General features: G+C 39.1%; 27 protein-coding genes. 3 read left to right on the top strand and 24 right to left on the bottom strand.

Annotated elements, in window-relative coordinates; genetic code table 11:
• The 20 genes from DRF67_RS20395 to DRF67_RS20310 form a co-directional block, all read right to left on the bottom strand.
• Positions 1–531: DUF6443 domain-containing protein (locus tag DRF67_RS20395; RefSeq protein WP_228435873.1), on the bottom strand; the 531-nt coding region annotated here is incomplete at its 3' end.
• A 5-nt stretch (positions 532–536) separates the two neighbouring features.
• On the bottom strand, positions 537–3,917 hold the full coding sequence (locus tag DRF67_RS20390; protein ID WP_115930139.1) for a hypothetical protein: 3,381 nt from the start codon (positions 3,915–3,917) through the stop codon (positions 537–539).
• A gap of 2 nt (positions 3,918–3,919) precedes the next feature.
• Positions 3,920–4,840 (bottom strand): T9SS type A sorting domain-containing protein, encoded by a 921-nt coding sequence (locus tag DRF67_RS21875; protein WP_228435872.1) that lies wholly within the window; start codon positions 4,838–4,840, stop codon positions 3,920–3,922.
• Positions 4,731–5,558 carry a hypothetical protein gene (locus DRF67_RS21870; RefSeq protein WP_228435871.1) on the bottom strand — a complete coding sequence of 276 codons (828 nt, stop codon included), beginning with the start codon at positions 5,556–5,558 and terminating at the stop codon, positions 4,731–4,733. Before DRF67_RS21870 ends, DRF67_RS21875 begins: the two co-directional genes overlap by 110 nt.
• Positions 5,559–5,855: 297 nt before the next feature.
• The gene (gene hisIE / locus DRF67_RS20380) at positions 5,856–6,443 is read right to left on the bottom strand and encodes a bifunctional phosphoribosyl-AMP cyclohydrolase/phosphoribosyl-ATP diphosphatase HisIE (RefSeq protein WP_115930138.1); all 588 of its coding nucleotides are present in this window, start codon (positions 6,441–6,443) and stop codon (positions 5,856–5,858) included.
• A complete protein-coding gene (hisF, locus tag DRF67_RS20375) occupies positions 6,440–7,192 on the bottom strand; it encodes an imidazole glycerol phosphate synthase subunit HisF (RefSeq protein WP_115930137.1) in 753 nt (250 codons plus the stop codon). The genes hisIE and hisF overlap by 4 nt, the downstream gene beginning before the upstream one ends.
• Positions 7,185–7,907 (bottom strand): 1-(5-phosphoribosyl)-5-[(5-phosphoribosylamino)methylideneamino]imidazole-4-carboxamide isomerase, encoded by a 723-nt coding sequence (gene hisA / locus DRF67_RS20370; RefSeq protein ID WP_115930136.1) that lies wholly within the window; start codon positions 7,905–7,907, stop codon positions 7,185–7,187. The genes hisF and hisA overlap by 8 nt, the downstream gene beginning before the upstream one ends.
• A gap of 2 nt (positions 7,908–7,909) precedes the next feature.
• The gene (gene hisH, locus DRF67_RS20365) at positions 7,910–8,488 is read right to left on the bottom strand and encodes an imidazole glycerol phosphate synthase subunit HisH (RefSeq protein ID WP_115930143.1); all 579 of its coding nucleotides are present in this window, start codon (positions 8,486–8,488) and stop codon (positions 7,910–7,912) included.
• A 2-nt stretch (positions 8,489–8,490) separates the two neighbouring features.
• Complete coding sequence (gene hisB, locus DRF67_RS20360) at positions 8,491–9,585, bottom strand: bifunctional histidinol-phosphatase/imidazoleglycerol-phosphate dehydratase HisB (protein ID WP_115930135.1); 1,095 nt, start codon at positions 9,583–9,585, stop codon at positions 8,491–8,493.
• The gene (hisC, locus tag DRF67_RS20355; protein WP_115930134.1) at positions 9,582–10,613 is read right to left on the bottom strand and encodes a histidinol-phosphate transaminase; all 1,032 of its coding nucleotides are present in this window, start codon (positions 10,611–10,613) and stop codon (positions 9,582–9,584) included. The genes hisB and hisC overlap by 4 nt, the downstream gene beginning before the upstream one ends.
• 220 nt (positions 10,614–10,833) lie before the next feature.
• On the bottom strand, positions 10,834–12,108 hold the full coding sequence (gene hisD / locus DRF67_RS20350) for a histidinol dehydrogenase (RefSeq protein ID WP_115930133.1): 1,275 nt from the start codon (positions 12,106–12,108) through the stop codon (positions 10,834–10,836).
• 10 nt (positions 12,109–12,118) lie between these two features.
• Positions 12,119–12,976: an ATP phosphoribosyltransferase gene (gene hisG / locus DRF67_RS20345; RefSeq protein WP_115930132.1), complete on the bottom strand. Its 858-nt coding sequence runs from the start codon at positions 12,974–12,976 to the stop codon at positions 12,119–12,121.
• Positions 12,977–13,224: 248 nt separating this feature from the next.
• Positions 13,225–14,322 carry a glycosyltransferase family 4 protein gene (locus tag DRF67_RS20340; protein ID WP_115930131.1) on the bottom strand — a complete coding sequence of 366 codons (1,098 nt, stop codon included), beginning with the start codon at positions 14,320–14,322 and terminating at the stop codon, positions 13,225–13,227.
• A complete protein-coding gene (locus tag DRF67_RS20335; protein ID WP_115930130.1) occupies positions 14,319–15,095 on the bottom strand; it encodes a polysaccharide deacetylase family protein in 777 nt (258 codons plus the stop codon). The genes DRF67_RS20340 and DRF67_RS20335 overlap by 4 nt, the downstream gene beginning before the upstream one ends.
• Position 15,096: 1 nt before the next feature.
• Positions 15,097–16,026 (bottom strand): glycosyltransferase family 2 protein, encoded by a 930-nt coding sequence (locus DRF67_RS20330; RefSeq protein ID WP_115930129.1) that lies wholly within the window; start codon positions 16,024–16,026, stop codon positions 15,097–15,099.
• Between the two features lie 6 nt (positions 16,027–16,032).
• Positions 16,033–17,202: a glycosyltransferase family 87 protein gene (locus tag DRF67_RS20325; RefSeq protein ID WP_115930128.1), complete on the bottom strand. Its 1,170-nt coding sequence runs from the start codon at positions 17,200–17,202 to the stop codon at positions 16,033–16,035.
• A 30-nt stretch (positions 17,203–17,232) separates the two neighbouring features.
• Positions 17,233–18,045, bottom strand: a complete 813-nt coding sequence (locus tag DRF67_RS20320; protein WP_002979694.1) for a 2,3,4,5-tetrahydropyridine-2,6-dicarboxylate N-succinyltransferase — start codon at positions 18,043–18,045, stop codon at positions 17,233–17,235.
• Positions 18,046–18,128: 83 nt separating this feature from the next.
• Positions 18,129–18,314, bottom strand: coding sequence for a methyltransferase family protein (locus DRF67_RS21865; RefSeq protein ID WP_228435870.1), 186 nt, complete (start codon positions 18,312–18,314; stop codon positions 18,129–18,131).
• 2 nt (positions 18,315–18,316) lie between these two features.
• A complete protein-coding gene (locus DRF67_RS20315; RefSeq protein WP_228435869.1) occupies positions 18,317–18,736 on the bottom strand; it encodes a hypothetical protein in 420 nt (139 codons plus the stop codon).
• 176 nt (positions 18,737–18,912) lie between these two features.
• The gene (locus tag DRF67_RS20310) at positions 18,913–19,761 is read right to left on the bottom strand and encodes an AraC family transcriptional regulator (protein WP_115930142.1); all 849 of its coding nucleotides are present in this window, start codon (positions 19,759–19,761) and stop codon (positions 18,913–18,915) included.
• A gap of 88 nt (positions 19,762–19,849) precedes the next feature.
• On the opposite strand from DRF67_RS20310, the gene DRF67_RS20305 reads away from it, so the two are divergent.
• The gene (locus DRF67_RS20305; RefSeq protein ID WP_115930127.1) at positions 19,850–21,037 is read left to right on the top strand and encodes an MFS transporter; all 1,188 of its coding nucleotides are present in this window, start codon (positions 19,850–19,852) and stop codon (positions 21,035–21,037) included.
• A gap of 161 nt (positions 21,038–21,198) precedes the next feature.
• Here the strand turns inward: DRF67_RS20305 and DRF67_RS20300 are convergent, their stop codons facing one another.
• The 3 genes from DRF67_RS20300 to DRF67_RS20290 form a co-directional block, all read right to left on the bottom strand.
• Complete coding sequence (locus DRF67_RS20300) at positions 21,199–21,570, bottom strand: DUF2255 family protein (RefSeq protein WP_115930126.1); 372 nt, start codon at positions 21,568–21,570, stop codon at positions 21,199–21,201.
• A gap of 109 nt (positions 21,571–21,679) precedes the next feature.
• Positions 21,680–22,009 carry a LytR/AlgR family response regulator transcription factor gene (locus DRF67_RS20295; protein ID WP_185142134.1) on the bottom strand — a complete coding sequence of 110 codons (330 nt, stop codon included), beginning with the start codon at positions 22,007–22,009 and terminating at the stop codon, positions 21,680–21,682.
• A gap of 14 nt (positions 22,010–22,023) precedes the next feature.
• Positions 22,024–22,596 (bottom strand): C40 family peptidase, encoded by a 573-nt coding sequence (locus DRF67_RS20290; protein WP_115930140.1) that lies wholly within the window; start codon positions 22,594–22,596, stop codon positions 22,024–22,026.
• 143 nt (positions 22,597–22,739) lie between these two features.
• On the opposite strand from DRF67_RS20290, the gene DRF67_RS20285 reads away from it, so the two are divergent.
• Positions 22,740–23,375, top strand: coding sequence for a hypothetical protein (locus DRF67_RS20285; RefSeq protein WP_115930125.1), 636 nt, complete (start codon positions 22,740–22,742; stop codon positions 23,373–23,375).
• 39 nt (positions 23,376–23,414) lie between these two features.
• Here DRF67_RS20285 and DRF67_RS20280 read toward each other — a convergent pair whose 3' ends face one another.
• On the bottom strand, positions 23,415–23,783 hold the full coding sequence (locus DRF67_RS20280) for a hypothetical protein (RefSeq protein ID WP_115930124.1): 369 nt from the start codon (positions 23,781–23,783) through the stop codon (positions 23,415–23,417).
• A 393-nt stretch (positions 23,784–24,176) separates the two neighbouring features.
• Here DRF67_RS20280 and DRF67_RS20275 point away from each other — a divergent pair, with 393 nt between their 5' ends.
• Positions 24,177–24,860, top strand: coding sequence for a hypothetical protein (locus tag DRF67_RS20275; protein WP_115930123.1), 684 nt, complete (start codon positions 24,177–24,179; stop codon positions 24,858–24,860).
• The last annotated feature ends 105 nt before the right edge of the window (positions 24,861–24,965 follow it).

Here is a 24,965-nt window from a genome sequence, read left to right as displayed (position 1 = left end):
TCTGTTCTCTACCCAGGTGGTTGTGGTTTCGTATTTCCTTACGTAGTCTACATGCACATTGACGTCATACTGAAACTTCACCGGTTTGGTATCCCAGGCCGTTCCCACCTGTTTTTGTTCCAGGATCCGGTCCAGGGGAGAGTTTTCAAGAGTTTTTTCAGCAAAAATCTTTTCCTGTCCATAAATACTTGGCTGAGTAGCATTGGCTAAAGGATTGGGAACGATGGCCCCGTTCAAGGTATTAGATTGGGGAACCGGTAAATAATCTTTGACCTGTCTTCCAAAGCCATCATAAACAATCGGAGTGACTACATCACGTCCAAGAGGGGATGCTTTGACATTAACGATTTGCTTTGGTCTTCCCAATCCGTCAAAATACTGAACCGTTTCAGCAGATTTGGTAGGGGAACTCCCATTGTAATCAAGATAGGTCTTGGTCTGGACATAGTTTTCCGTGTTGGCAAGAGGGCTGAGCTGTCCCTTTACTCCTCCCATCAGCAGTACTCCTACGGGAATCATTATTTTTTTCATTCGTTTTAGTTTTTATAGTTGTATCTGAATTCTTTTAACAGCTTCCCTGATACATTGTTTTCTCTTATTTCTTTCAGTCTGTTGGCAGTATCATAGAAATAAGCCTCCCTGATACCGGATGGCGGAGTGATACTTCTTACTCCGATCAATGGATCATAGGTATAGGTGGTGACCAGCGGCTGAAAACGGTCTATATTCATTTTAGTTCGGAATGTTTGCAGTACAGATAAAAAGGCCGTTTCATCATTATTAATTCCGGCATTCGCATCGATATCGGAAGCATTAACGATTTCTGTAGTGTCAGGATAATGCTCCTGTAACCATGCATAGGTGATTCCTTCCAGTTTGGCGATAGGCAGTTTTTTCTGATACCCCCAGATGATGACCGTTGGAATTCCTTTTGTAGTGTATTGAATCAGATTTCCATTGGTATCAAATTTATCGTAGGTCACTTCTGTTGAAGGTGCGTTATTTTGCAGGTTATAGGACACCAAAGATAAGGGCAGTACAAGGCCTGCGCTGTTATTTGTAATTTCAGCAGGTATTTTAGGATAGATGGTTTCTGTTTTTGAAATCGTTTTTGTACTGTTTCCAATAGTTTGGGTTGATATGCTCTCTAATGGTATCCCTATCATATTTTTACTCAGCATCAACTGATTATTCTTTTCGTGGGCATAGCTGTACAGCGTTTCATTAACACTCAAATCTGGGAAAGTGGTTTTTTGTGATGTTGTCTGATAGTGATTGGGGTTATTATTCAGGTATTCTACGGTTGTCTTTGCCGTTCCATTGTCAAAATTTTCTTTAGTGGTTACTTTTGACAGGTGATAATCATGGGAGATAAATTTGTACTGAAGAACTTCTCCAAACATACTAAGGTCCAGAGAAATAAGATAGGGAACAGGATCATTTACAGATTTTCCATAACAAGGATTATAACCTGTATTTTGTCTGATAATATCAGCAGCTGTACATTTGTACGTCTTTTTACTGATCATCTGAGGACTTCCATATTTAATTCCGGTAAAATTTAAAAATTCTTCTTTCTTAGTAGTATTATAGGAGTACTCATTTGTCACCTCTTTCAGGGTGCTTAACGTACCGTTCCTAAGCATTAGATCCTCGGTGCTTTTGACAAAGCCTTTATTCCAGCTTGAATTGGTGAAGTTTCCACCCCTATAGTTTCCGTTTCCAAAAATATTTGAAGCAATAGGATCATTCCCTGCCTGATAGTTGGTAAATCTTCCGCCTTTTTCAAAGTTGGCTCCGCCAAAGCTTTTGGTCACATACTCATAGCTTACGTTCTGAGATTCATTTCCAAAAAGAGGAATTAAACTATTTGAAAAAATGCTTACATACTTGTACGGAGTATATTTATAGAGCATTGGGTTGAGGTCAGTTGGAGGACAATAATGTACTCCATCTGTATATTTCCAGATTACCGGTTTGAAAGGACTTATCCCTGAGGATTTGTTGAGCTGATTTTTATGAGCATAATACCATTTTTCTATTTTTGGTGATGAAGAAACATTATCATAATGTTCTATTCGCTCTACCCTGTTGCCCCCCAAAGGAAGATTGGTCTCGACAACCATATCCGCGGCATCAAAATATTCAAAACGGATTCCGCCTCCAAAGCAGTTTCTCGATACACTTATTAACACCTGATATTCTGCTGAAGCATTTGCGTCAAGATAGAAGGCGTCAGGACCGCCAGGATAATAATAAGGACTTGGTTCATTTACATACCCATTAGAGGTGAGCCGGGTTAAACTCACATTTTGTCCCGTTGTAAGATTTTTAACTCGTATGTAGACCCGAACCTGATGGGTCATTGCGGAACAATCCTGGTTAAAATATGCTCCTCCTCCAAATTTTATTTTTTGAGATTTTCCAGAGTAGAAAGTTTCGGTAGCAGTTGCATTCCACGTATCACTGTCTGTAAGAACCGTCATGGTCTTTGATTTTAAAACAGCTGGTATGGCTTTTGGCCCCCATTCTGTATGGGGTTCATAGAATATTTTGCTGTATCCTTTGGTAGGATAAGTGATTTTTGACAGTAAGCCGGAAGGAGAAAGATTGATATTGAGACCCCTGTGAGCAAAAGAAAAATTGCTGTTTTCCAAAGCGGGACTGCTTATTCTTCCGATCAAATGTGAATTATAAATAGCGCCATTGTAATATCCCCAAAAGTCCTGTGCATTTGATAACCGCTTAGGGAGCACCTCGGGAGTGAGATACTCGAACGTATGTTGTTTTTTATTGATTTCAGAGTATACTTTAGTTAGAAATACCCTTTCATTAGGGGTAGCCAGATAATCCAGCTTATACGTCTCTATGACCCGGGGTGTAACACTGCTTTCGATCTGGCTGATCACTTCCTTTAAATAAGAACCGCGATTTGCCGAAATACTTCCTACGCCGCCATAATTAAATACCAGGACACTCTGGTCAATATTATTCCGTATTTTTTTCAGACGATGGCTGTTATAGGTTACCACATTAGAAGTCTGCCTCATTCCTGCTATTCCTACCAGTGGCGGTTGGCCCTGATCTGCCGGACAATTGATGGAATAAGAATTCTCAAAAAAACTGTACACATCGTTATTATTGACTGTGTACGTAAAAGCTTCCGGTTCGTATTCCAAAAAAACAGTATTATTCTTTGTATCTTCAATTCGGGTTAGAAAGTAAGCGGATTCATCAATCAGTTCCGGGGGTGATGGTGTGCTTCCGTGAACCCTGCTTTCGCTTGATTCGATAAGCGTAAAATGATATTGTATACCCTGAGGAGAGATGATTAAAAATCCTTGTGCCGTTTTTTGAATTTTAAAATCACTTTTCTTGTCCTGAATCCAGGTATTCACTCCGTGTTGTACAAACGAGGTAGAAAATACGTCAGGTATATTTAATCTGTACAAATCTTTTTCTGTATCAAAATTCTCGCTTAATGCAGTATGTTCAAAAAAGTTGAGTTGAAGACCCTTATATCCTGAAGCTGGATCAACCGTGTCATCATTTTGCCATAACGCACCATTTATCCTATCCTCCTTATCTCTTGCAATTCTGGAAATAACGCCATTGGCACTCAACGTCCATCCTAATCCGGCAATGGTGGTGTAATCATCCACTTTAATCCCATTGCTCGAATATTTCAGGGAAACAGGTACCTTGATATCCCCGATTGAATATTCGTACAGCGGAATATCCTGCATCATAGTTCCTGTATATTCACCGATGTTAATGTTTCCGTAGGTTCCTAAGCTGTAGGCATCCGGTGAAGATGGGAAGACTTTTAATGTGGCATCGCTATTATTATTGGAGGTTTGAGAATATCCGTTTAGGAATGCGGATAATAACAGTAGGGTATAAATTTTCTTCTTCATGGTTATTTTTTAATCAGTTTAGCATTTGCTGTTTTATTCGTATCTGTTTTTATGGTCACCAGATAAGCCCCCTGCACCAAAGCCTGGGTATTTATTTTCGTGACTTTATTCTTGGTCTTCAAATTCTGAAGCTGTCTTCCGCTCATGTCATACACCAGGATGTCTGCTTCTTTAAAATCGAAGCCGATTTCTACGTAGGCATAGTCGGATACAGGATTAGGATAGATTTTGATGTCATACTTAACGATCAGGTCATTGACCTGTTGATCACCCAGTTTCACGATCTTCCAGTTTTCTTTACCCAATTCTTCGGCACTGGTGCCGGCCAAAATAATAGAACCGTCACGGTTTAATTTCAGGTCTGAAAGCCTCTCTTCTCTTTTTCTGGACTTGCCGCTTACGTGTTTTCGCCACTGCTCGTTTCCGTTTCCATCCACATACAGCATCCAGAACGTCTCATCATCTTTTTCTATTCTTCCTTCTGCCTGGGTATAGCCGCCCAACAAAATCCCTTTTGTTAAGTCTTGGTTCCTGGTGCTTGTATCTTGACTCTGAATTACACTCATCCCCATCAGGATATCCCTGTTTTTGAAATTGTAGGATTTCTGCCACTGCTCCTCACCCCGTTCATTTAAGGCCATCACCCAAAGGTCGGTGCCTTCTTCGATGCCTACGGATTTATTGCCGGATCTTTCGGATCTGGATTCACCACCGATGACAAAGCCGCCAGGGGTTAAAGCTAAAGTTCTGATATGGTCATCTCCTTTTCCGCCATAGTTCTTTTCCCATTCTACTTTGCCGGTTTTGTCCAGCTTAACGATCCAGTAATCTCCTTCGCCATAGTTTTCTGTAGTTTTTTGTACTGATGTAAAATGTCGGGTGTCGGGTGTCGGGTGTACCTGAGTTGCCGGTACTTTGTACATTGGACATTGTCCCTTGTACAGCCGAGCTCCTCGAGTAGATCCCTAACAACGCTCCGCCATCTTTTGTGGGAATCATTTTCTCCACTTCATCAAGTCCTTTTCCTCCTAAAACTAATTGTGAAAGTTCTTTTCCATCCTTGTCAAGCCGGGTAATCCATACATCTTTGGAGCCATAGCCCTGGGCTGAGTTTTGGATATTTCCGGCTACAAAGAAACCAAGGTCTGTGGTTTGGATAACGGCTTTGGCTTCTTCATCGGCAGTGGAGCCTAAGGTTTTCTGCCACAGTTCATCTCCGAATTCATTAATTCTGATGAGCCAGATGTCGGATCCGCCTTTGGAATCATCTTTTTTATCAAGCCCCTTCCCTGAATACGAGGTACCGGATACCAAAAATCCACCGTCCTGAGTGGTTACGGTAGCGGAAAGAAAATCGTGATTCTGACCTGCGAAATATTTTTCCCAAACCTGTTCTCCCTGCTGGTTCAGCTTGACAAGATGAAAGTCATAGCCGTTGTTGGGCTTACTTCCCGCTTCCATTTTCCCTTTTCCTGACTGGATAGAGCTTCCTGTGATTAAATATTGCTGGTCGATGGTGGCGGTCACCTGGCTTAGAAAATCCTGGGTCGAGGATTCGATATCCCGCTGCCAGAGAATTTCCTGGGCATAGAGTCCCAAAATAGTGCATACCGTGTAAGCACCCATGTAGAGTTTTTTCATGATTTATGTTTTTAAAACGTTGGAATTTAATACTTTTTAAACATACCAAACAATATCACAATGAAGTATAGTGAATATTGATAATTACACAATTTATTTTAAGATATAATTTCAACCTCTTTTTTATTTAGCATTATTTATTAACAAGCATTTTAACAAAAAACCTTTGAATTTCTTCAAAGGTTTTAAACATATAGTATATTATTACTATTTTCTTTTGATAATTACAATTGAGGGAAACCGTAATCACCTACCCATTTCCACTTATCTATTCTGAAAAACTAATCATTTAAAAGTTTAGTGATCCCGTTCCAAAAGGGTCTGCTCAATATCCTGCAAAGAAAATTCTTTGGCTTTTAATAAGATCAGAAAGTGATAAAGCAGATCTGCGGCTTCATTTTTAAAAAGATCGCTGTTGTCATCTTTAGCCTCGATTACCAATTCTACAGCTTCCTCTCCTACTTTTTGAGCCATTTTATTGATTCCCCGCTGATAGAGTGAGTAGGTATAAGAGTCTGCTACTCTGCTGTCAATTCTCTGAGATACTTTTTCTTCCAGTTCATATAAAAAACCTTTAGAAACTTTTTCTCCAAAGCAGCTGAAACTTCCCGTATGACAAACTGTACTTCCGGGAATGGCCTTTATAAGGATCGTATCCTGGTCACAATCCAGAGCGATGCTTTTCACGGTAAGAAAATTGCCGGATTCCTCTCCTTTTGTCCAGAGTCTGTTTTTAGACCGGCTGAAAAAAGTAACAATTCCTTCTCTGCTTGTTTTTTCAAATGCTTCCTGATTCATGTAGCCCAGCATCAAAACCTGTAAAGTTCTCTGATCCTGAATGATGACGGGAACAAGGCCATTATCTTTATTAAAATTGATATTCATCGTATTGGGAGTTTTTGATTTTTTAATTGTTGTTTTAATTCCGGAATACTGATTTCATTAAAATGGAATATACTGGCTGCCAAAGCTCCGGTAGCACGGGTTTCATTGAAAACTTTGGTAAAGTCATCTCCGGTTCCGGCTCCTCCGGAGGCAATCACAGGAATCGTGATATTCTCTGATACGGCTCTGGTTATCCGGAGATCAAAACCAGCCTTGGTACCGTCTCCGTCCATAGACGTAAGCAAAATTTCGCCGGCTCCCAGAGAAGCTGCCATTTTTGCCCATTCTACGGTTGTCAGTTCGGTCGCCTGCCTGCCGCCCCTGATGTGTACAAGGTCATCATTGCCTATCTTCTTCGTATCAATAGCCACTACGATACACTGGCTTCCGAACTCTTTAGCCAGGTCGGAAATCAACAGCGGGTTTCTGACAGCAGAAGAGTTGATGCTGATCTTATCGGCTCCTGCTTCCAGAAGTCTGCGCACATCTTCAACAGAAGAAATTCCTCCTCCTACCGTAAAGGGAATGCTCAGCTCTTTGGCAATATCCTTTACCAGCTCTACAAACGTCTTTCTGTTTTCAACCGTAGCGGTAATGTCCAGAAAGATAAGTTCATCCGCACCTTCCCTCTCATACTTTCCGGCAAGCTCTACCGGATCGCCCGCATTTTTTAGGCCTTCAAAATTGATTCCCTTCACTGTACATCCGTCTTTTATATCCAGACAAGGGATTATTCTTTTTTTAAGCATTTCCTATAAAGTTTTGAAGTTCCTGTAAGCTGATATGTCCCTCATAAATAGCTTTTCCAATGATGGTCCCGGAGCAGCCCAGGGCTTTCATGGCATACACATCCCGGATTCCGGAAATACCACCGCTGGCGACCAAATTAACAGAGGTTTCGGCAAGGATTTCGCGATACAGTTCTATAGAAGGTCCTTCCAGCATCCCATCTTTGGCAATATCAGTACAAATCACCTCTTGGATTCCTTTTTTCCTATACCGCAGGATAAAATCAATGACATCCTGATTAGTCTCTTCCTGCCAGCCGGAGGTCTTAATTTTCCTGTTGTCGCAGTCTGCCCCCAGAATAATCTTTTCGGCACCGTACTGCTCAATCATAGCGTAGCAAAATTCTGGATCCTGTACGGCAATACTTCCTAAAGTAATCTGATTTGCCCCTGAATTGAATGCCGTTTCTATATCTTCCCGGGTCTTCAGCCCGCCTCCAAAATCAATGTGGAGCGAAGTAGCCCCCGCAATATCTTCCAGTACTTTCTGGTTGACGATATGCTTTGATTGGGCTCCGTCAAGATCCACCAGATGAAGATATTGAATTCCACAGCTTTCAAATTCTTTTGCGACCTCTACCGGGGCTTCATTGTATATTTTTTTTGTGCTGTAATCTCCTTTTGACAAACGGACACATTTCCCGTCGATAATATCAATAGCCGGAATTATTTTCATCATTATAAATTTATAAAGTTGCTAACGATCTGATTTCCCACCACTCCGGATTTTTCGGGGTGAAACTGTACAGCATAGAAATTATCTTTCTGCAAAGAAGCACTGAATGGGAGAATGTAATCACAAACCGAAGTCGTAAAGTCTGACAGTTCACAGTAATAGCTGTGAACAAAATAAACATCATTGTTCTCTGCCATTCCTGAAAATAATGGCGAAGTTTGTCCTGACAATGTATTCCAGCCCATATGCGGGACAATATCCCTTGAGGGAAATTTTCTCACCTTACTATCAAAAATTCCCATGCCTTCAGTATCTCCTTCTTCATTTCCCTCACACATCAGCTGCATTCCCAAACATATTCCCAGAACCGGCTGGGTAAGGCTTGGAATCAATACATCAAGTTCCTTTTCCTTCAATAGTTTCATTGTTGATGAAGCTTCTCCAACGCCAGGAAAAATCACTTTATCGGCTTTTAAGATCTTTTCCGGGTCATCGGTAATCAAAGAATCGATATTCAGCCTATTGAGGGCATTCTGAACAGAATTGACGTTCCCTCCGTTGTATTTTATTATTGCGATCATCATTATAAACTTCCTTTTGTAGAAGGTAAACTGTAATTGGCATCTGATTGGTTTACTGCCATTTTAACGGCTTTTGCAAATGCTTTAAAAACTGATTCAATCTTGTGGTGCTCATTGTCACCTTCAGCTTTGATATTAAGGTTCGATTTTGAAGAGTCGGTAAAGGATTTGAAGAAGTGGAAAAACATTTCTGTAGGAACATCTCCAATTTTTTCTCTTTTAAATTCAACATCCCAAACCAGCCATGGTCTTCCCCCGAAATCAATAGCCACCTGAGCCAGACAGTCATCCATTGGAAGAAGAAAGCCATACCTTTCAATTCCTTTCTTTTTTCCTAACGCTTTTGAAATAGCTTCACCCAATACAATTCCGGTATCTTCTATGGTATGGTGCTCATCTACATTAAGATCTCCATTCACTTTAATCTTCAGGTCCATATTTCCGTGTCTGGCGATCTGCTCCAGCATGTGATCGAAAAAGTGTAATCCGGTGGAGATCTCAGCGATTCCGGTGCCATCGATATTCACTTCAATTTCTATATCCGTTTCATTGGTTTTCCGGGCTACTTTAGCTTTTCTCATTCCTGATTTAAGGAACTTGTAGATCTCAGCCCACGAGGTAGTAGTAAGCTCCGAATCGATATTAAAGCTTTCATTAATATAAATAGCCTTAGATCCCAAATTTTTAGCAAGTTGCACATCGGTACTTCGATCACCGATTACATAAGAATTTTTAAGATCATAGTTGCCGTAGATATATTTCCCAAGCATTCCGATGCCCGGTTTTCTGGTAGGCAGATTTTTAGATTCAAGGCTTTTGTCAATAAGGATATCACTGAAACAAATTCCTTCATTCTCTAATGCTTTCAACATTTTTTCCTGAGGTTTTATAAAGTCTTCTTCAGGAAAACTCTCAGTTCCCAAACCGTCCTGATTGGTTACCATAACCAGCTCGTAATCCAGTTCATTAGCAATTTTTGATAGATTCTGGAAAACACCCGGATAAAACTCAAGCTTTTCCAGAGAATCTACCTGAAAATCTGTAGGCGGCTCAATGATCAGTGTCCCGTCGCGGTCTATAAAGAGTACTTTTTTCATCTTTTGATATTTTTTAAAAGGTTAACCAGTTTTTGATTCTCCTCCCGGCTCCCGACATTGATTCTTATACATCCGGCAATGGCAGGGTCTCTTCTGCTTGTCAGAATTTCGTTCTCAAGCATTCTTCCGTATACCTGATCTATATTTTCCATTCTGATCAGAAAAAAATTGGCATCCGTGGGAAATACTTTTGAAATACAGTCAATATCCCTAAACTGCTCCTGCAGCCATAGTCGTTCTTCTAAAATATTATTCACATTTTCCTGAAGCCTGTTTTCATTTTCCAGTGCCTTTAAAATCAACTCCTGGCTCAGAACATTCACATTATAAGGTGCTTTTACGGTGTTGATCAATCTTATGATCTCCTCAGAAGCATAGGCTATTCCCGCTCTTGCTCCAGCTGCACCCCAGGCCTTGGAAAAGGTCTGAAGGACAATGAGATTAGGATACCGGTCAAGAAGTTCAAGGCTTGATTTTTTTCCGGAAAATTCTATATAAGCTTCATCAACGACTACAATCCCTTTAAAGTTCTGAAGATAAAATTCGATATCATCAACACTGTTTCCGGTAGGGTTATTGGGTGAGCACAAAAAGAATACTTTCAGAGAAGGATCTTTTACCACTTCAGAAAAATCATTTTGTACAATCTCAAATCTGTCATTCAGATCCAGTGTCAGCACTTTGTTTTCGTTGATCGTGGCATAAAAGGCATACATGGCAAAAGAGGGATTCATCATCAGAACAGAATCTTTCTTAGGCTCGCAGAAGATCTTAATAATCAGATCAATCAGCTCATCACTCCCGTTTCCTACAGCAATCTGTGAAGGAGAAAGGTTTTTGAGTTCTGCCAACCTGTTTTTAAGCTTTCTCTGGGTAGAATCCGGGTAACGGTTACAATCCCCGAAAGGGCTTTCGTTAGCATCCAGAAATACCGGTGCGTTAAATTCATTATGATCCCTGAAACTGATGTAGGGTTGTAACTTCAATATATTTTCTCTTACTAAAGTACTGATACTGTTATTTTTCATTATATATTTTTTCCCTTAATGGATTAACTGTTTGTTGTATTGTCGCAAAAGCGCAGAGAATAAATGATTTTAAACATTGATCGTTTATAAACCCGTTCGCAGATTAATGAGATTGTGCCTATTTTTTCTCATGAACATCTGCTTAATTTGCACAATCTGGAAAAGATTTAAAAATACCGCAAACTCTTTTCTCCCGTGCTTTTGCATTGACCAGCATTAATTATTGTAATCGTATAGATACTGCATTTTTGTGGGCAAACAGACCTTCCGCGTCTGCCATGAGTTCAATGGTTTTCCCTAAATTCTGAAGTCCTTCTTTGGAAAGATGCTGAAAAGTGATTTTCTTTACAAAACTATCCAGAGAGACTCCGCTGTAATTCCTTGTATAGGTATTGGTTGGCAGAGTGTGATTGGTTCCGCTGGCATAATCTCCTGCACTTTCGCAGGAATAATTTCCTAAAAAGACAGATCCGGCATTCTGAATTAGTGGGACATACTTTTCAAAATCACCCATCGCCAGAATGAGGTGCTCCGGAGCATACAGGTTACTGAATTCCACGGCTTCTTCCAGAGAATTGACGATGATGAAAGAACTGTTCTCCAATGCTTTTTCCGCAAGTCCGTTTCGGGGTAAAGCTTTGATCTGTTGATTAACAGCAACGATTGTCTCATCCAGCACTTTAAGGTTTGTCGTGATAAAAATAACCTGGCTGTCACTACCGTGCTCAGCCTGTGATAAAAGATCAGCAGCACAAAATTCCGGGATAGCCTGCTCATCGGCAATGACGAGAACTTCACTGGGACCTGCCGGCATATCGATGGCAACACCGAAACGCTGGGCATATTCTTTAGCTGCTACGACAAACTGATTTCCGGGGCCGAAAATTTTATAGACCTGAGGAATACTTTCCGTTCCCAGGGTCATGGCTGCAACCGCCTGAGCCCCTCCTGTTTTAAAGATCAAAGATACTCCGCAAAGCTTAGCTGCATATAAAATTGCCGGATTGATATTTCCGTTCTTATCCGGTGGTGTGCAAAGGACAATTTCCTTACATCCTGCCAGATTTGCAGGAACAGCAAGCATCAGCACGGTAGAAAATAAAGGGGCTGTTCCTCCTGGAATATAGATGCCCACTTTCTCTACCGCCCTGTTTTCTCGCCAGCAGGTGACCCCTTGTGTAGTTTCAATCTTTTGAATTTCCTGTCTCTGGGATGCATGGAATGCGGATATATTTTCTTTAGCTTGTTGAATGGCATTCTTTAAATCGGTACTCATCAGGTTGGCAGCATTTTCAATCTCCGCTTCTGTTACCAGAAGGCGCTCTGTTTCGCACTGATCAAATTTCCTATTGAATGCCATCAAAGCCTGATCTCCGTTTTCAGCGACTTCGCTGAATATGTCTGCAATGAGTTTTGAAATTTCCTGTTGTTCAAAAACCGGACGCTTGATCAGGTCTGACCAAATTTCTTTCGTTGGGTATCTGTATACTTTCATTGTGCTTATTTTAAATGACCATTTTATCGATTGGAATGATTAATATATCCTGGGCTCCTTTTTCTTTCAGCTCATCAATCACATCCCAGAACCTTTCTTCGTCAATCACGGAATGAATACTGCTCCAGCCTTCTTCTGCCAGCGGAATGACGGTAGGACTTTTCAGAACAGGAAGCACACCGGCTATTTCCTGTATTTTATCATTCGGAACATTCATCAGAATATATTTTGAATTCTTAGCCTTCAGAACAGCTTTGACCCGGAATAAGAGTTTCTCCAGAACAGCTTCTTTTTCTGTGGATAGCCCAGTATTTTTTGCTAAAACCGCCTCCGATCTGAGCAAGGTAACCGTCTCCCTTAATCCGTTCTTAAATAAAGTGCTTCCGGAGCTTACGATATCACAGATGCCGTCTGCAAGACCAATATTCGGAGCAATTTCCACAGATCCGGAAATCACGTGAATATCTGCAGCAATTCCCTTTTTCTGCAAAAATGTTTGAAGGGTATTGGGATAGGAAGTGGCAATTTTTCTGCCTTGAAAATAAGCGGGATCATCGGTTTCAATTTCTTTTGGAACAGCGATGGATACCCGGCATTTTGAAAAACCAAGCGGTTGAACAATGGTGATGCTTTTTTGTTTTTCTACCAAAAGGTTTTCGCCCACAATAGCGACATCCACGACCCCGTCTTCCAGGTATTGCGGGATGTCTGAATTTCGGAGATACATGATCTCCATCGGAAAGTTATCTACCGAAACTTTAAGCTGGTCTTTACCATTATTCACGAAGATTCCGCAATCTTTGAGAAGCTGTAGAGATTCCTCGTACAGCCGGCCGCTTTTCTGGATCGCAATTTTTAATTTACTCATTTCGTCTTTTTTGAATCTGAGCAAATAAAAAACTGATTTATTGGAATTTCTGAGAAGAATTCAGGAAACAAAAAAACCGCCTATTTACTCAGACGGTTTTAAATATTTTTGATTTTAGCACAAACATATATCAATCAATTCCGCCTAACAGAGATGATGATGATAATGATGTAATGCTAAAAAAGTTGGTTTCATTGTATTGAATTGTGATGCAAATGTAGGATTTATTTTTAATATGCAAAGATTTTTCAGATAATTTTTTGATAAAAGTTCATCAGTTCCTTTGCAATAGGTTCATCATTAAATTTCTGAACAAAGTCAAAACCCTTGTCTTCACGGCGTCTTCTTTCAGACTCATTGTCCCAGATAAATATGAGCTTAGCCTTCATATCAAGATCATTATGAGGATCGATATATACGGAGTCTTTACCTCCGGCTTCAGGTAAGCAGCTGGTATTGCTGGTCACGACAACCGTTCTGGAGAAAAGGGCTTCAATAACAGGGATACCAAAGCCTTCAAAGAAGCTCGGGTATACAAAAATATCCGCCAGTTTATAGATCGCAGCCAGCTCATCCATAGAAACACCTTCCAGGAACAGCACCTGCTTTTCCATCTTGTTTTTTTTAATGAACCTTTCTATTTTCTTGTAATATTGGGTCTTCCTTCCGACCACTACGAGAGGAATAGCGGTACCACAGATTGCTTTTACCACGCTGAGAAGATTTTTACGGTCTTCAATCGTTCCAACGTTCAGTATAAACCTTTCAGGAAGTGTATATTGAGTTTTTACCGCTTGCATAAATTCTGGAGACTGCTGTTCCTTAAAAGCCTGATGACACCCCTGGTAGATCACGTCAATCTTAGACTCCGGAATCTTTAAATACTGAACAATATCTCTTTTGGTCTGTTCCGAAATGGCAATAATTTTATCAGCCATCTCTGCTGCTTTTTTAAATTTCCAAAAATGAATTCTTCTGTCAAAAAAAGAATAGTACTGCGGATATCGTACAAAGATCAGATCATGAATCGTCACCACTTTCTTAATAGGCTTTGAATCCCATTTCAAAGGAAGCTCACCGGACAGTCCATGGAAGATGTCGGCACCGTGCTTCTGGGCATCTTTACCCATTTTGAGCTGACGTGAGAAGTTTCCCTTTGAGGTTTCAATAAACTGAACATTCGGATAGCTCAGGATTTCTTTTCCGCGCTCTGATTTGTTTTTATTAAGTAAGAGATACTCGTTATCAGGGGCATACCTGGAAAGTATTCTTACCAGGTCCCTTGAATAGTTGCCCAAGCCGGACGTATTATGGAAAAACCGTTTTGCATCAAAGGCAATCTTCATCGTTGTATCTGTTTTTGAAATTCCTGAAATGTCCCGAATGCATATCCTTTTTCTTTAAGCCACCCTACAAACGAATCAAATCGTTCTACCATATCTTTCCCTGAATTTTTCACAGTAAACCCGGGGAGTTTAAAGGCCGGATCTTTGATCTCTGCAAATTCCCACGGATGGAAATAAATATTGAGATAATGGTCTTTTTTCAAGGTATCAGCAGCCAGCTTTTTGTAGAAAGATAGTGGAAAATTATGAAAACTTAACCAAAACAAAGGAATTCTGAAATTAGGGGATACAGAAGCAGGAACCTGCATCACATTTCCTTCTTTGAAATAGGTTCTGGATACTTTCAAATTGTTATATCTTCCCGGTAAAAACGTGGGATTGACAGATGAATTGTAGGAATACCCTGCCCTTTCGACTTCTTTTTCGTCAACAGGCATCATTCTTGGCATCCTTAATCCGGTTACTTTTGTAGAAAATAGGTCTTCCAGTTTTTCTCTTGATTCCTTCAGGTGCTTATTTTCAAATTCTGAGTGGAACCAGGTATGAGAAGCCAGTTCATGACCCTCGTTTAATAGTCTTTCGATAAGAGGCCTGCTGTTTTCTGCAAAAACTACCGTAGAAAAAAAAGTAGCTCTTGCTTTATATTTTTTAAGGATGTCTAAAATCCTTTCCAATCCTGTCTGTGAAATTGAAATCTGCTTTTCAAAAGGTATTTCACCCTTATATTCTAACGGCATATCAAATTCCTCAATGTCAAAACTCAATAATACCATTCTAAAAATTTTTATTTTTAACTATATAATTAGGTCTGTCTTTCACCTGTTTAAATATTTTCCCTAAGTAAATTCCCATAATTCCTAAAATAATCAGCTGAAGCCCACCAAAAAATACAATCGTCATAATAAGCGAGGCCCATCCTGATATTTCGGTTTTGGCGATAAATGAATGGATGACATACGTTCCATAACCGACCACTGAAAGTGCCGAGAATAAAAAGCCCAGATAAGCCGCCAGATACAACGGTTTTACACTGAAAGCTGTAATTCCCGTAAAGGCAAAAGTAAACATCTTTTTGAGGTTGTAACTGCTCTGTCCTGATAATCTTTCGTTGGCTTTAAATTCAATTCCGGTTTGTTTGAACCCCATCCAGCTTGTCAGCCCGCGCAGGAATAAATCGTCTTCATTAAAAGTCCGCATGACTTCTACAGCTCCCGCATCCAGAAGTCTGAAATCTGATCCTCCTCCTTTAGTAAGATTAACATCTGAAAGGCTTGACAGGATTTTGTAGAAGAGATCAGATGTTTTCCTCTTAAAATAAGAAATCTCTTTGGGATAGGTTCTTACCGTAAATACAACATCATAGCCTTCTTCCCATTTTTTTATCATTTCAGGAATCAGCTCAGGGGGATGCTGAAGATCACCATCCATCGAGATCACCGCATTTCCGTGAGCGTTGTCCATTCCAGCTTTTACAGCGGGCTGGTGACCGAAATTGCGGGAGAATTCTATGAATTTCACTTCATCATATCGGCTGGATAGTTCTTCCAGCTTTTGCTGCGTATGGTCTCTGCTGCCGTCATTTACAAAAATGATTTCAAAGTCATAGCTGCTGAGACCATCAAAAACTTCTTTGATTTTCTGATGAATCATGGCAACGTTCCCTTCTTCGTTATAGGCGGGAATTACAATTGAAATTTTCTTCATAGTGTATTAATTCAGGCTGTAATTTTTCTCAAAATCTTTAGTTAAAAGCTCATAAACCACTCTCAACCAGACCACAATACAAGGTACTGCTTTTAATGAATATTTAATAATATAATTTTCTTTTATAAATTTCGGAAACAGATCCGATGTTGAAAAACAAGTGAAAACAATAACAAAGACAAGCAGTCCCGTAATCAGCGGGGTCCTATCCTTCTGAAGGAAAAACCATATTAAAACACCAACAACGGCAATGATATACGTCGGTGATTCTGAACTCGAACTGAACAGTACTAAGAACAATAATGTAGAAGCCAGAATCATCAGTTGGAAAGCGTAATGCTTGTATTGTCTAATTCTGATATACGGCAATGCAAAAAGGGGCAATCCAAAAGCTAAAAATACAAGATTGGAAATGGATGCATCCCCTAAAACTCTTCTTACAAACCCCATTAACGAAATATCCTGCATATTCCCCAGAACCTGGTTTTCGTTGTTCTTTTCCACGATAGACTGAAACCAGTCTGTATAGCACTGGATCACAAACTTCGGACTTGAATACGCCATAGGAAGTACAAAAAACAGTACGGCAATGGCAATGCCGGAAAGAATGAATTTAGCCTTGTTTTTAATAAAGAAAAATTGGGTAAGCCCTACAATTCCGTAGATCTTTACAAATACACCTATTAAAATCGCAGTTACTGACTTTACTTCCTTTCTTTCATAAATATACGTTGCAGATAACAGTAAAAGACCGGTCAACGCCACATTAAATTGTAAGCTTAGCGCTGCTGTGATATATTCCTGCAGACATAGCAGTCCGAAAATAGCTTTCTTGGAATCGGAAAACGGCAGTTTATAAATCCCGTAGATGAAGATAAACGTATTGGCAACATTCCACAGGGAGATGCCCAGCCAATCCGGCATCATCGCAAACGGTGCGATCAGTGCACTGAAAAAGACCCCGTAATGATTCAGATCAAAATAGAGATCGGGATAGTGAATGAACAGGTTTTTCTGATTCACGGTATTAAAGAATACATTTTTGAAAATCAGATAGTTATTGATTGCATAATCTCCTCTCAGATATTTGGAAATCGCCGTAACAACCGATATAATAAGATAAACCCCAAATATATATTTAGGGTTTAATAGTATTTTAAGAAATTTTTCTTTCAAGACTGTGGTATTTAGCTTTATATACTAATCTTATACAGCTACATTATTGTCTCTCAATGCATCATTCAGAGATGTTTTCTTATCTGTAGATTCTTTTCTCTGACCAATAATCAGTGCACATGGAACCTGGTATTCACCTGCAGGATACTGCTTTGTATAGCTTCCAGGAATTACGACTGAACGGGCAGGAACTCTTCCTTTGATTTCAACAGGTGTATCTCCTGTAACGTCGATAATTTTTGTAGAAGCTGTCAATACAACGTTTGCACCCAATACCGCTTCTTTTTCTACATGCACTCCTTCTACAACAATACATCTTGACCCGATGAAACAGTCATCTTCAATGATTACCGGTGCTGCCTGTAATGGCTCCAATACGCCACCGATACCTACACCACCGCTCAGGTGAACGTTTTTACCGATCTGAGCGCAGCTTCCTACCGTAGCCCATGTATCTACCATCGTTCCAGAGTCTACATAAGCTCCGATATTGACGTACGATGGCATCATAATAACTCCCGGAGCAATGTAAGCTCCTTCTCTCGCCACTGCATGTGGTACAACTCTTACTCCTTTTTCAGCATAGTTTCTTTTCAAAGGCATTTTATCATGAAACTCAAACGGACCTACTTCAATAGTTTCCATTTTCTGGATAGGAAAATACATTACGACAGCTTTTTTCACCCATTCATTTACCTGCCATCCATTTTCTGTAGGCTCAGCAGTACGAAGTTCACCTTTATCAACTAAAGAAATAACTTCTCTGATCGCCTTCTGGCTGTCTTCATTTTGTAATAGATCTCTATTATCCCAAATATTTTCAATAGTTTGTTGTAACGACATGTTTCTTATTTAAATTAGTTTGAAAAATTATACCGGCCAAAGATACAAAAAAGTTCAGCAAAACGGTTTTTAACATCGTGCTTTTAATGAAGGCTAATCATGCGTCCCACCTTCTTTTTATAGGCCTTATATATTTCACCATGCTGCCTGAGAAGATACTCCTCTTCCAGCCGGATCTGAATCTGCATCAAAATACTACCGATAATGAACAGACATAAGGCAATTACAGTAGGAAAAGCAAAGAAAAATCCGGCAAGACTCAGGCTCATCCCTAAAATATAGGATTTCTTGAAAATTGGAATAATCCGGATGTAACAAGTTCTGTTTTCATATGTTCATCAATACCTATCCGCCAGGAATCTTTCATTTGAAGCTGGGCGATAACCACCCAGATAAAGGCAAAAATCATCAATCCCGCTCCAAAGTATTGAAACAGCTCGGAATCTAACATCCGTATTTTAAAACTCTTTGCTACGCTTGGAACGAATAAGGGTAATGTTGTATAGATCCATAAAACAGCTAAGATCAGCTTGAAATACCAGCCAACCAATGCATAAGCAGAATCGTCTTTTGGCAAAACATTAGGGTTCTTTCCGATCTTCCTGGCTACAGCAATGCTAATTCCGAGAAACGAAACTGCAAAAAACAGGATGAAATAAAACGGGATAAAAAATCTGATAAAATCTGCCATGGTTGGTTTTTTGCGACAAATTTCAAGGATTTTACGATGCAATGCTATTGCAACATTCCCACTAACTTTCGGCTAAGCCAATGCTATTTGATTTTTTATGCAAATAGACTTCATTCCGCCTCCATTGAATGTATTGTAATTTAATTCCATCATTTACAATACAATACGAAAGGCATCTAAACTACAGATTTAATAGAAGCTTTTGTTTTTTTAAACTCTGTAAGACTCATTTTATGCTGTTTTTTAAAAAATTTATTCAGGTGGCTTTCATCTGAAAAGCCAAATTCGGTGACAATTTCATTGATTCTCATATCGCTGAAAAGAAGGCGGTGTTCAATCAATCTCAATTTATAATTCAGGATATAATGGGTAATGGTTTCTCCGCACTGATTTTTAAAATAGCTGCCAAGATAGGTTTCGGAAAGTCCGAATTTCTGAGCAATTACAGAGACTTTTAAAAGTGCCGGATCATGAATATTTCCCTGGATATAGTTAATAATATCCACTATTCTTTTATCTGTATTGGATGCTGCATGCTCAACCCGCATCTTTGAAATATTTCTTGCTGCGATCACAATTAAAGCATTCACATAATGCAGCGTTAATTCTTCCTGATAAAGATCCGGATGATTCAGACCATGAAGCAGTGAAGTAACAATAGAATCTACCAAAACAACATCCGTCCTGTTCTGCAAAATGCACCCGGAAAGATAAGAAGCGCCATACAACAGGCATCCTATTGAGTTAATGTTATTCCATTTGTAGTCCTTTACATAACGTTCACTGAACTTTACAAGTAAAAGCTCCGTTTTTTGTTCTATGTTCAGATGGTGTTTATCGTCAGGAGTCAGCAATATCAAACTGCCTTTACTATAGGAAGCCATATTATCGTTGATTTTAAAGGAACCTTTTCCGGAAATAACATATATAATCTGAAAAAAGGAATATTGATTTCCTTTTAAAGGGCAATTTTCGGTGGTATGGTATTCAACTTTTACCAATTGATCTATATTCTCTCTTTTCATGAGGTAAAAGTACTCATTTATCATTAAAATATACTGATTTTTTACAATTTTTCTGTCCAAATTTGCTATATCAAAATTTTTAGAATCTATGAAAAGATCAATCTATGTCCTGGCATTGGGAGCTTTCGGCATTATTACTACTGAATTCGGAGTGGTGGGTATTCTACCTACGATCAGCAGGGAGTTCGGTGTATCAATTGATACGGCAGGATGGCTGCTGAGTGCTTTTGCCATCACCGTTGCTGTTTCTTCTCCTTTTATCACGTCTTTCACCAGCAAAATAAACCGCAAGTTTCTTTTATGTCTTGTCATGAGCATCTTTGTGCTTTCAAATCTTATTTCTGCTTTTTCTACAAACTTTACCATGCTTATGTTTGCCCGTATATTTCCCGCCATACTGCATCCACTTTTCTGGAATATCTCCATTGCCATAGCATTCAAAGAAAAGGGAGCAAAAGGAGTTTCCACGGTGATGCTTGGGCTGAGCCTTGCCACCGTTCTCGGTATTCCGATGACAACGTATGCAGCTGATCTTTTTCATGACTGGAAAGCTTCATTCTTTCTGAGCAGCGCTATCAGTCTCATTGCATTTACCGGGTTATTGTTTTTTATTCCCTCCATTCCCGCGGAAAAAGAAAAATCTGAACAGAATCAATTCAGCATATTGAAAAATCCCTTTTTGTGGATGAACCTGATTTCTACTATTGGAACTTTAGCTGCTATGTTCTCCAGCTATACCTACCTTACTGCTTATCTTGAAGAAATCACAAAAATGAATGGCACCCAGATCAGCATTATGCTGCTTCTTTTCGGGGGAATGGGAACGCTTGGCAACTGGCTTATGGGACTGGCTTTAAGCCGGAATGTAAAACTTACCACAAGATTGTTTTTGCTGCTTTTAATGTCGGTTCAAATTCTGGCTTACATCATGGGAGGAGTTTTTATCCCCATGGTGACGATCGTGTCATTCTGGGGTATGATTCATACCGGAGGCTTTTTGGTTTCAAATATCAGAACCACGCAAAATATTCCACATCATGCGCTGGAATTTGTGAACAGCTTACTTACATCATCTTTTAATATTGGAATTTCATTAGGTGCTTTTTTGGGCGGAATTGTCAGTTCCTATTATGGGGTTCAACATGTTCTTTCGGTAAGTGTCCTACTTCTTTCAGCTACTTTTTTATTGAGCTTCTTTTCCTTTCCTAAAGACATTGCAAGCGATGAAATAAATGAAGAAAAAGAGCTTGCGGCAACTGCTTGTGAACATTTTTAATTCATTTTACATATTTAAAAAGCAACCCTTATTTCAATGGGTTGCTTTTTTATTTAGCCTAATGCCGATTGACAGAGGATTCCACTGCTTTTCCACTTCTATGAATAGTTTATATCTTTTTTTTCCGGATTGAAAAGCATCAAGCATACTTTTAAATCTATTTAATCCCAAATAATAAATTCCATTGTTTTGGCCATATGTTTTTCACGAATAATTCCTTGTGAATAAGGAATATTGTGACCTGTATTGTATTTGGCCAGGTATGCCTGATTAATTTCATTGGCAAGATCATTGATATCTTCGGGAATAACAGCTTTTATAGGATAAATAACTTCGCCACACCGGATCTCCCCTGACGGATCTTCTAAAAAGGCAGTGTACCAGCTTCTTTCAGCGAGCCCCCATGATCTCGCAAATATCCTGTTCCGGACCTCGACCATCCAAATTTCCAGAAACTCAGATCTCTGTTGTCCTGCTTTAACTCCGATAATAGTATTGGTTTTGATGTAATGCAATGCATTGTCTTTATTCATTATGTAAGTTTTTGGGTAAAACTAGAATAAGAAAACAGGAATAAAAACTTTTTTATGTACACGGTAAGAAATAGGATGTGGGTGGCTCTTTTTCTGATGTTGATGAATTTTAAAGCATCATATTACCAAGAGCGGAATGAAGACATTCTTTATAACTTTTGGCCACGGTAATTTTCAATTCACCGCATATCAGGTGATTGTCTTCAAAAGATTCTATATGGGTAAGATTGACGATGTATGAATTATGAACCCGCATAAATTCGTCTGGCAAGGTCTCTATGAGGTCTTTAAGTGTTTTGTAGTAAATATATCTTTTATGGCCTACGGTATGAACTTCTACATAGTTCCCCAACCCCTTGATGACATTGATATCTTTAAAGAAAAGCTTGACGAGCTTTTTATCAGTTTTAATGAAGGCAAATGTCCGGTTCTCTATCATTTTAAAAGATATTTTTACAGAACTCTTTGGGCGTGAAGATATGCCTTATTCCAGTATTTTTCGTTTAATGATGAAATGATCACTCCTTTTGAAGTGGAAGCATGAATGAATTTCACTTCTCCATCCACTCCGATATCATGAACAATTCCTACGTGAGAAACCCTGCTTCCTCCGGCAGTGGCAAAAAAAAGCAGATCTCCGGGCTTTACATCCTTAATATCAATATTCTTTCCGGCATCAGCCTGATCAGAAGATCTTCTCGGAAGATTAAAATCATTTTCTTGAAATACTTTCACCGTAAATCCGGAACAGTCAAATCCTGATGATGTATTTCCGCCGAACTTATAAGGAGTTCCAAGGTATTTTTCAGCATCTTTTAAAATGGAATTGATGGATCTGGGCACGTTTCCATCGAATTTAGAATCAAGCTTTCTGAGATTTTCAGATTTTGTGATTGTTTTACTCCCTGATTTTTTATGAGCAGTGGCACTTTTTGATGTTCCGCAAGAAACGACAATAACAGACGCGATCAATACAGCAGACAATTGCTGTACTCCCATTCTTTTTCCAAATAATCCCGGTTTCATATTCATCTGGTTTATACTTGATTAAACAAATATACATTTAATATTTTAATTATGGTATAACTATACTACAACTATATGATAAATATATGTTAAAATTTAATTTTTATTTATTTATTGGTATATTTGGGTTCAATTCTGGCAATATGGCAACGTACGAAAGTCTAATCAAGATCACAGGCGCTGTGGGCGACCTTGTTTTTTATAACCTGAACGGAAAGAATGTGGTTCGGAAGAAAAGCGGGTTTAACAAAGCTGCATTTAAAAAAAGTCCTACTTATGAGAAGGTGCGGCAAAACAGTTCAGAGTTCGGACATTGTTCCAGGGTCGGAAAAACAATAAGAAAATGTCTGACTCCCTATATCCAGGCAGCAGGAGATCCCCTCCTCTACCAGAAGTTTGCCAAACTGATGACTGCCATAAAAAATAGGGACCCTCTCTCGGAAAGAGGAAAACGAACCGTTGAAAACGGATTAAAAACAGAAGAAGGAAAAAAGCTTCTTCAGGAATTCCAGTTCGGAACTATAGAGAACACAAAGGGTGGTATTGTGATTGATAATCACAGCCTATTTGCTGCCAAAGATTTTCCGGCCGAATATGTTGTAATCGTCACCATTTCAATGGATTATGAAAACTATATTGCCGAATACGAAGAAGAAGTTGTTTCGCTAAAAAAAAAGGAAGTTCTTCTTCAAAAACATTTTTCGGGAAAGGAAGGGCTGCTCTATTTTGCAGCGTTGAAAAATAATCATGATAAAATTACCCATATGGGGTTTGTATAAAAAAATAAAGTCTGCAGTACGCTGCAGACTTTATTTTTTTTATTTCTTATCTCCTTTCCAGGTTCCTGCCTGTGCGGGAGTAGGAAGTGCATTGGACCAGTTTCCGCTTCCTTTTTTATCTGTATTCAGTTTTCCTCTGAATTCTCCTTTTGATGGAAGTCCGACTACTGCGTTAAGATCTCCTGAATTGCTTACATTACCGGAAATATTATAATTGTCATTATTAACGTCGGAATGCATCGTTCCGGATACTTTTCCTTCGGTACTTATCACAAAATTCCAGACTCCTTTATCACTACCCTCATAGGTACCAGACCATGTTCCTACATAATCATGAATGGTTTCGTCATCAGAACTGCAGCCGATAAATAAAAATGCCGTTAATAAAAGTAAAAAAAGTTTCTTCATAGTTTCAGTAGTTTTATAACCTAAAAATCCTGGTATTCTCTCATTACATCTGTTGTAAACAACGTCCTGTATAGAAAATAGAGCTTAAATATATTATTTTTTGTTTTGTGCAAATCTAATGATTTTTTCATTCAGATTATCTGAATTTTAACCAGTGGGCGATATGTTTATTAAAAATCAACAAATTCCGGCTAAAATACAAATATTTTCCAAATCAGTTTAGCATAAAAAAAATGAATTTGATTTCAAAAAAAAAGCGCTATAAAATTTTCTTCTATTTCGTCATTTTGCCTTCCCTATTGCGTTGATAAGTATTTTTAATGAGTTTATTTTTCTCTTCCCATCTATATTTCCTATATTAGTGAAAAATTAAACACATTCAATTTTAATAACATGAAAACAAAAAATTTTTTTTGGGCAGCATTTGCTTTTTATGGAAGTTTGAACGCTCAGGTAGGGGTTAACACATCGTCTCCAACCAATACTCTGGACGTTAATGGGTCAGTAAGGGTAAGAAACCTGGCAAACACTGAAAAAAAAATTGTTACGGCAGACTCACAGGGCGTTTTGTCGTTAATTTCACCGGAAGAGATTTTTTCACCAAAAGCGATCCTAAATACCTCTACCACTGCTACTGAACAGAGAGCCACGATCTATGAAGGAAAATGCTTCCTGCCTACGGATAATGCATCTTCCTGTACCGTGGTCGTAAACCATTACAGCTCATGTGCCGGCTTTACCAATGCTGTAGATACTCAAATTGTGGTCGGTCAGGGAATTAATATCAATAATGGTCAGTTTTTGGGAACATGGAATGCGCGCTATATTGATAACAAAGGATTTGCAGGTATTGCTCCGGTAGCAAATCAGACGCCTCCGGACTATCCGAGAATCTCTTATCCCTCAGCCAATGTCGCTAATTATTTGGGAAGTGCCAATTTCAATGGCCCGTGTAGTACTGATATTGTTACAACCATCACACAGGGAACCGGTGATGTGAAAATAGAATCTGTTAAGCGAAGCATGTTTGCCCATCTGATCTATCTGATTTCTGTATCCCGATCAAGAAGCTTATAACAAGTAAAAATAGTTAATTTGATAAAAACCCAGCTGCAATATGTATTGAAGCTGGGTTTTATAATATCATATATAGATATAGAATATCAACAGCTCTGCTTCTGT

The sequence above is a fragment of the Chryseobacterium pennipullorum genome (genome assembly GCF_003384725.1).
GTDB lineage: Bacteria > Bacteroidota > Bacteroidia > Flavobacteriales > Weeksellaceae > Chryseobacterium > Chryseobacterium pennipullorum.
The sequence above is the reverse complement of the archived record's forward strand: the minus strand, read 5'-3'. Positions and strand labels throughout refer to the sequence as shown.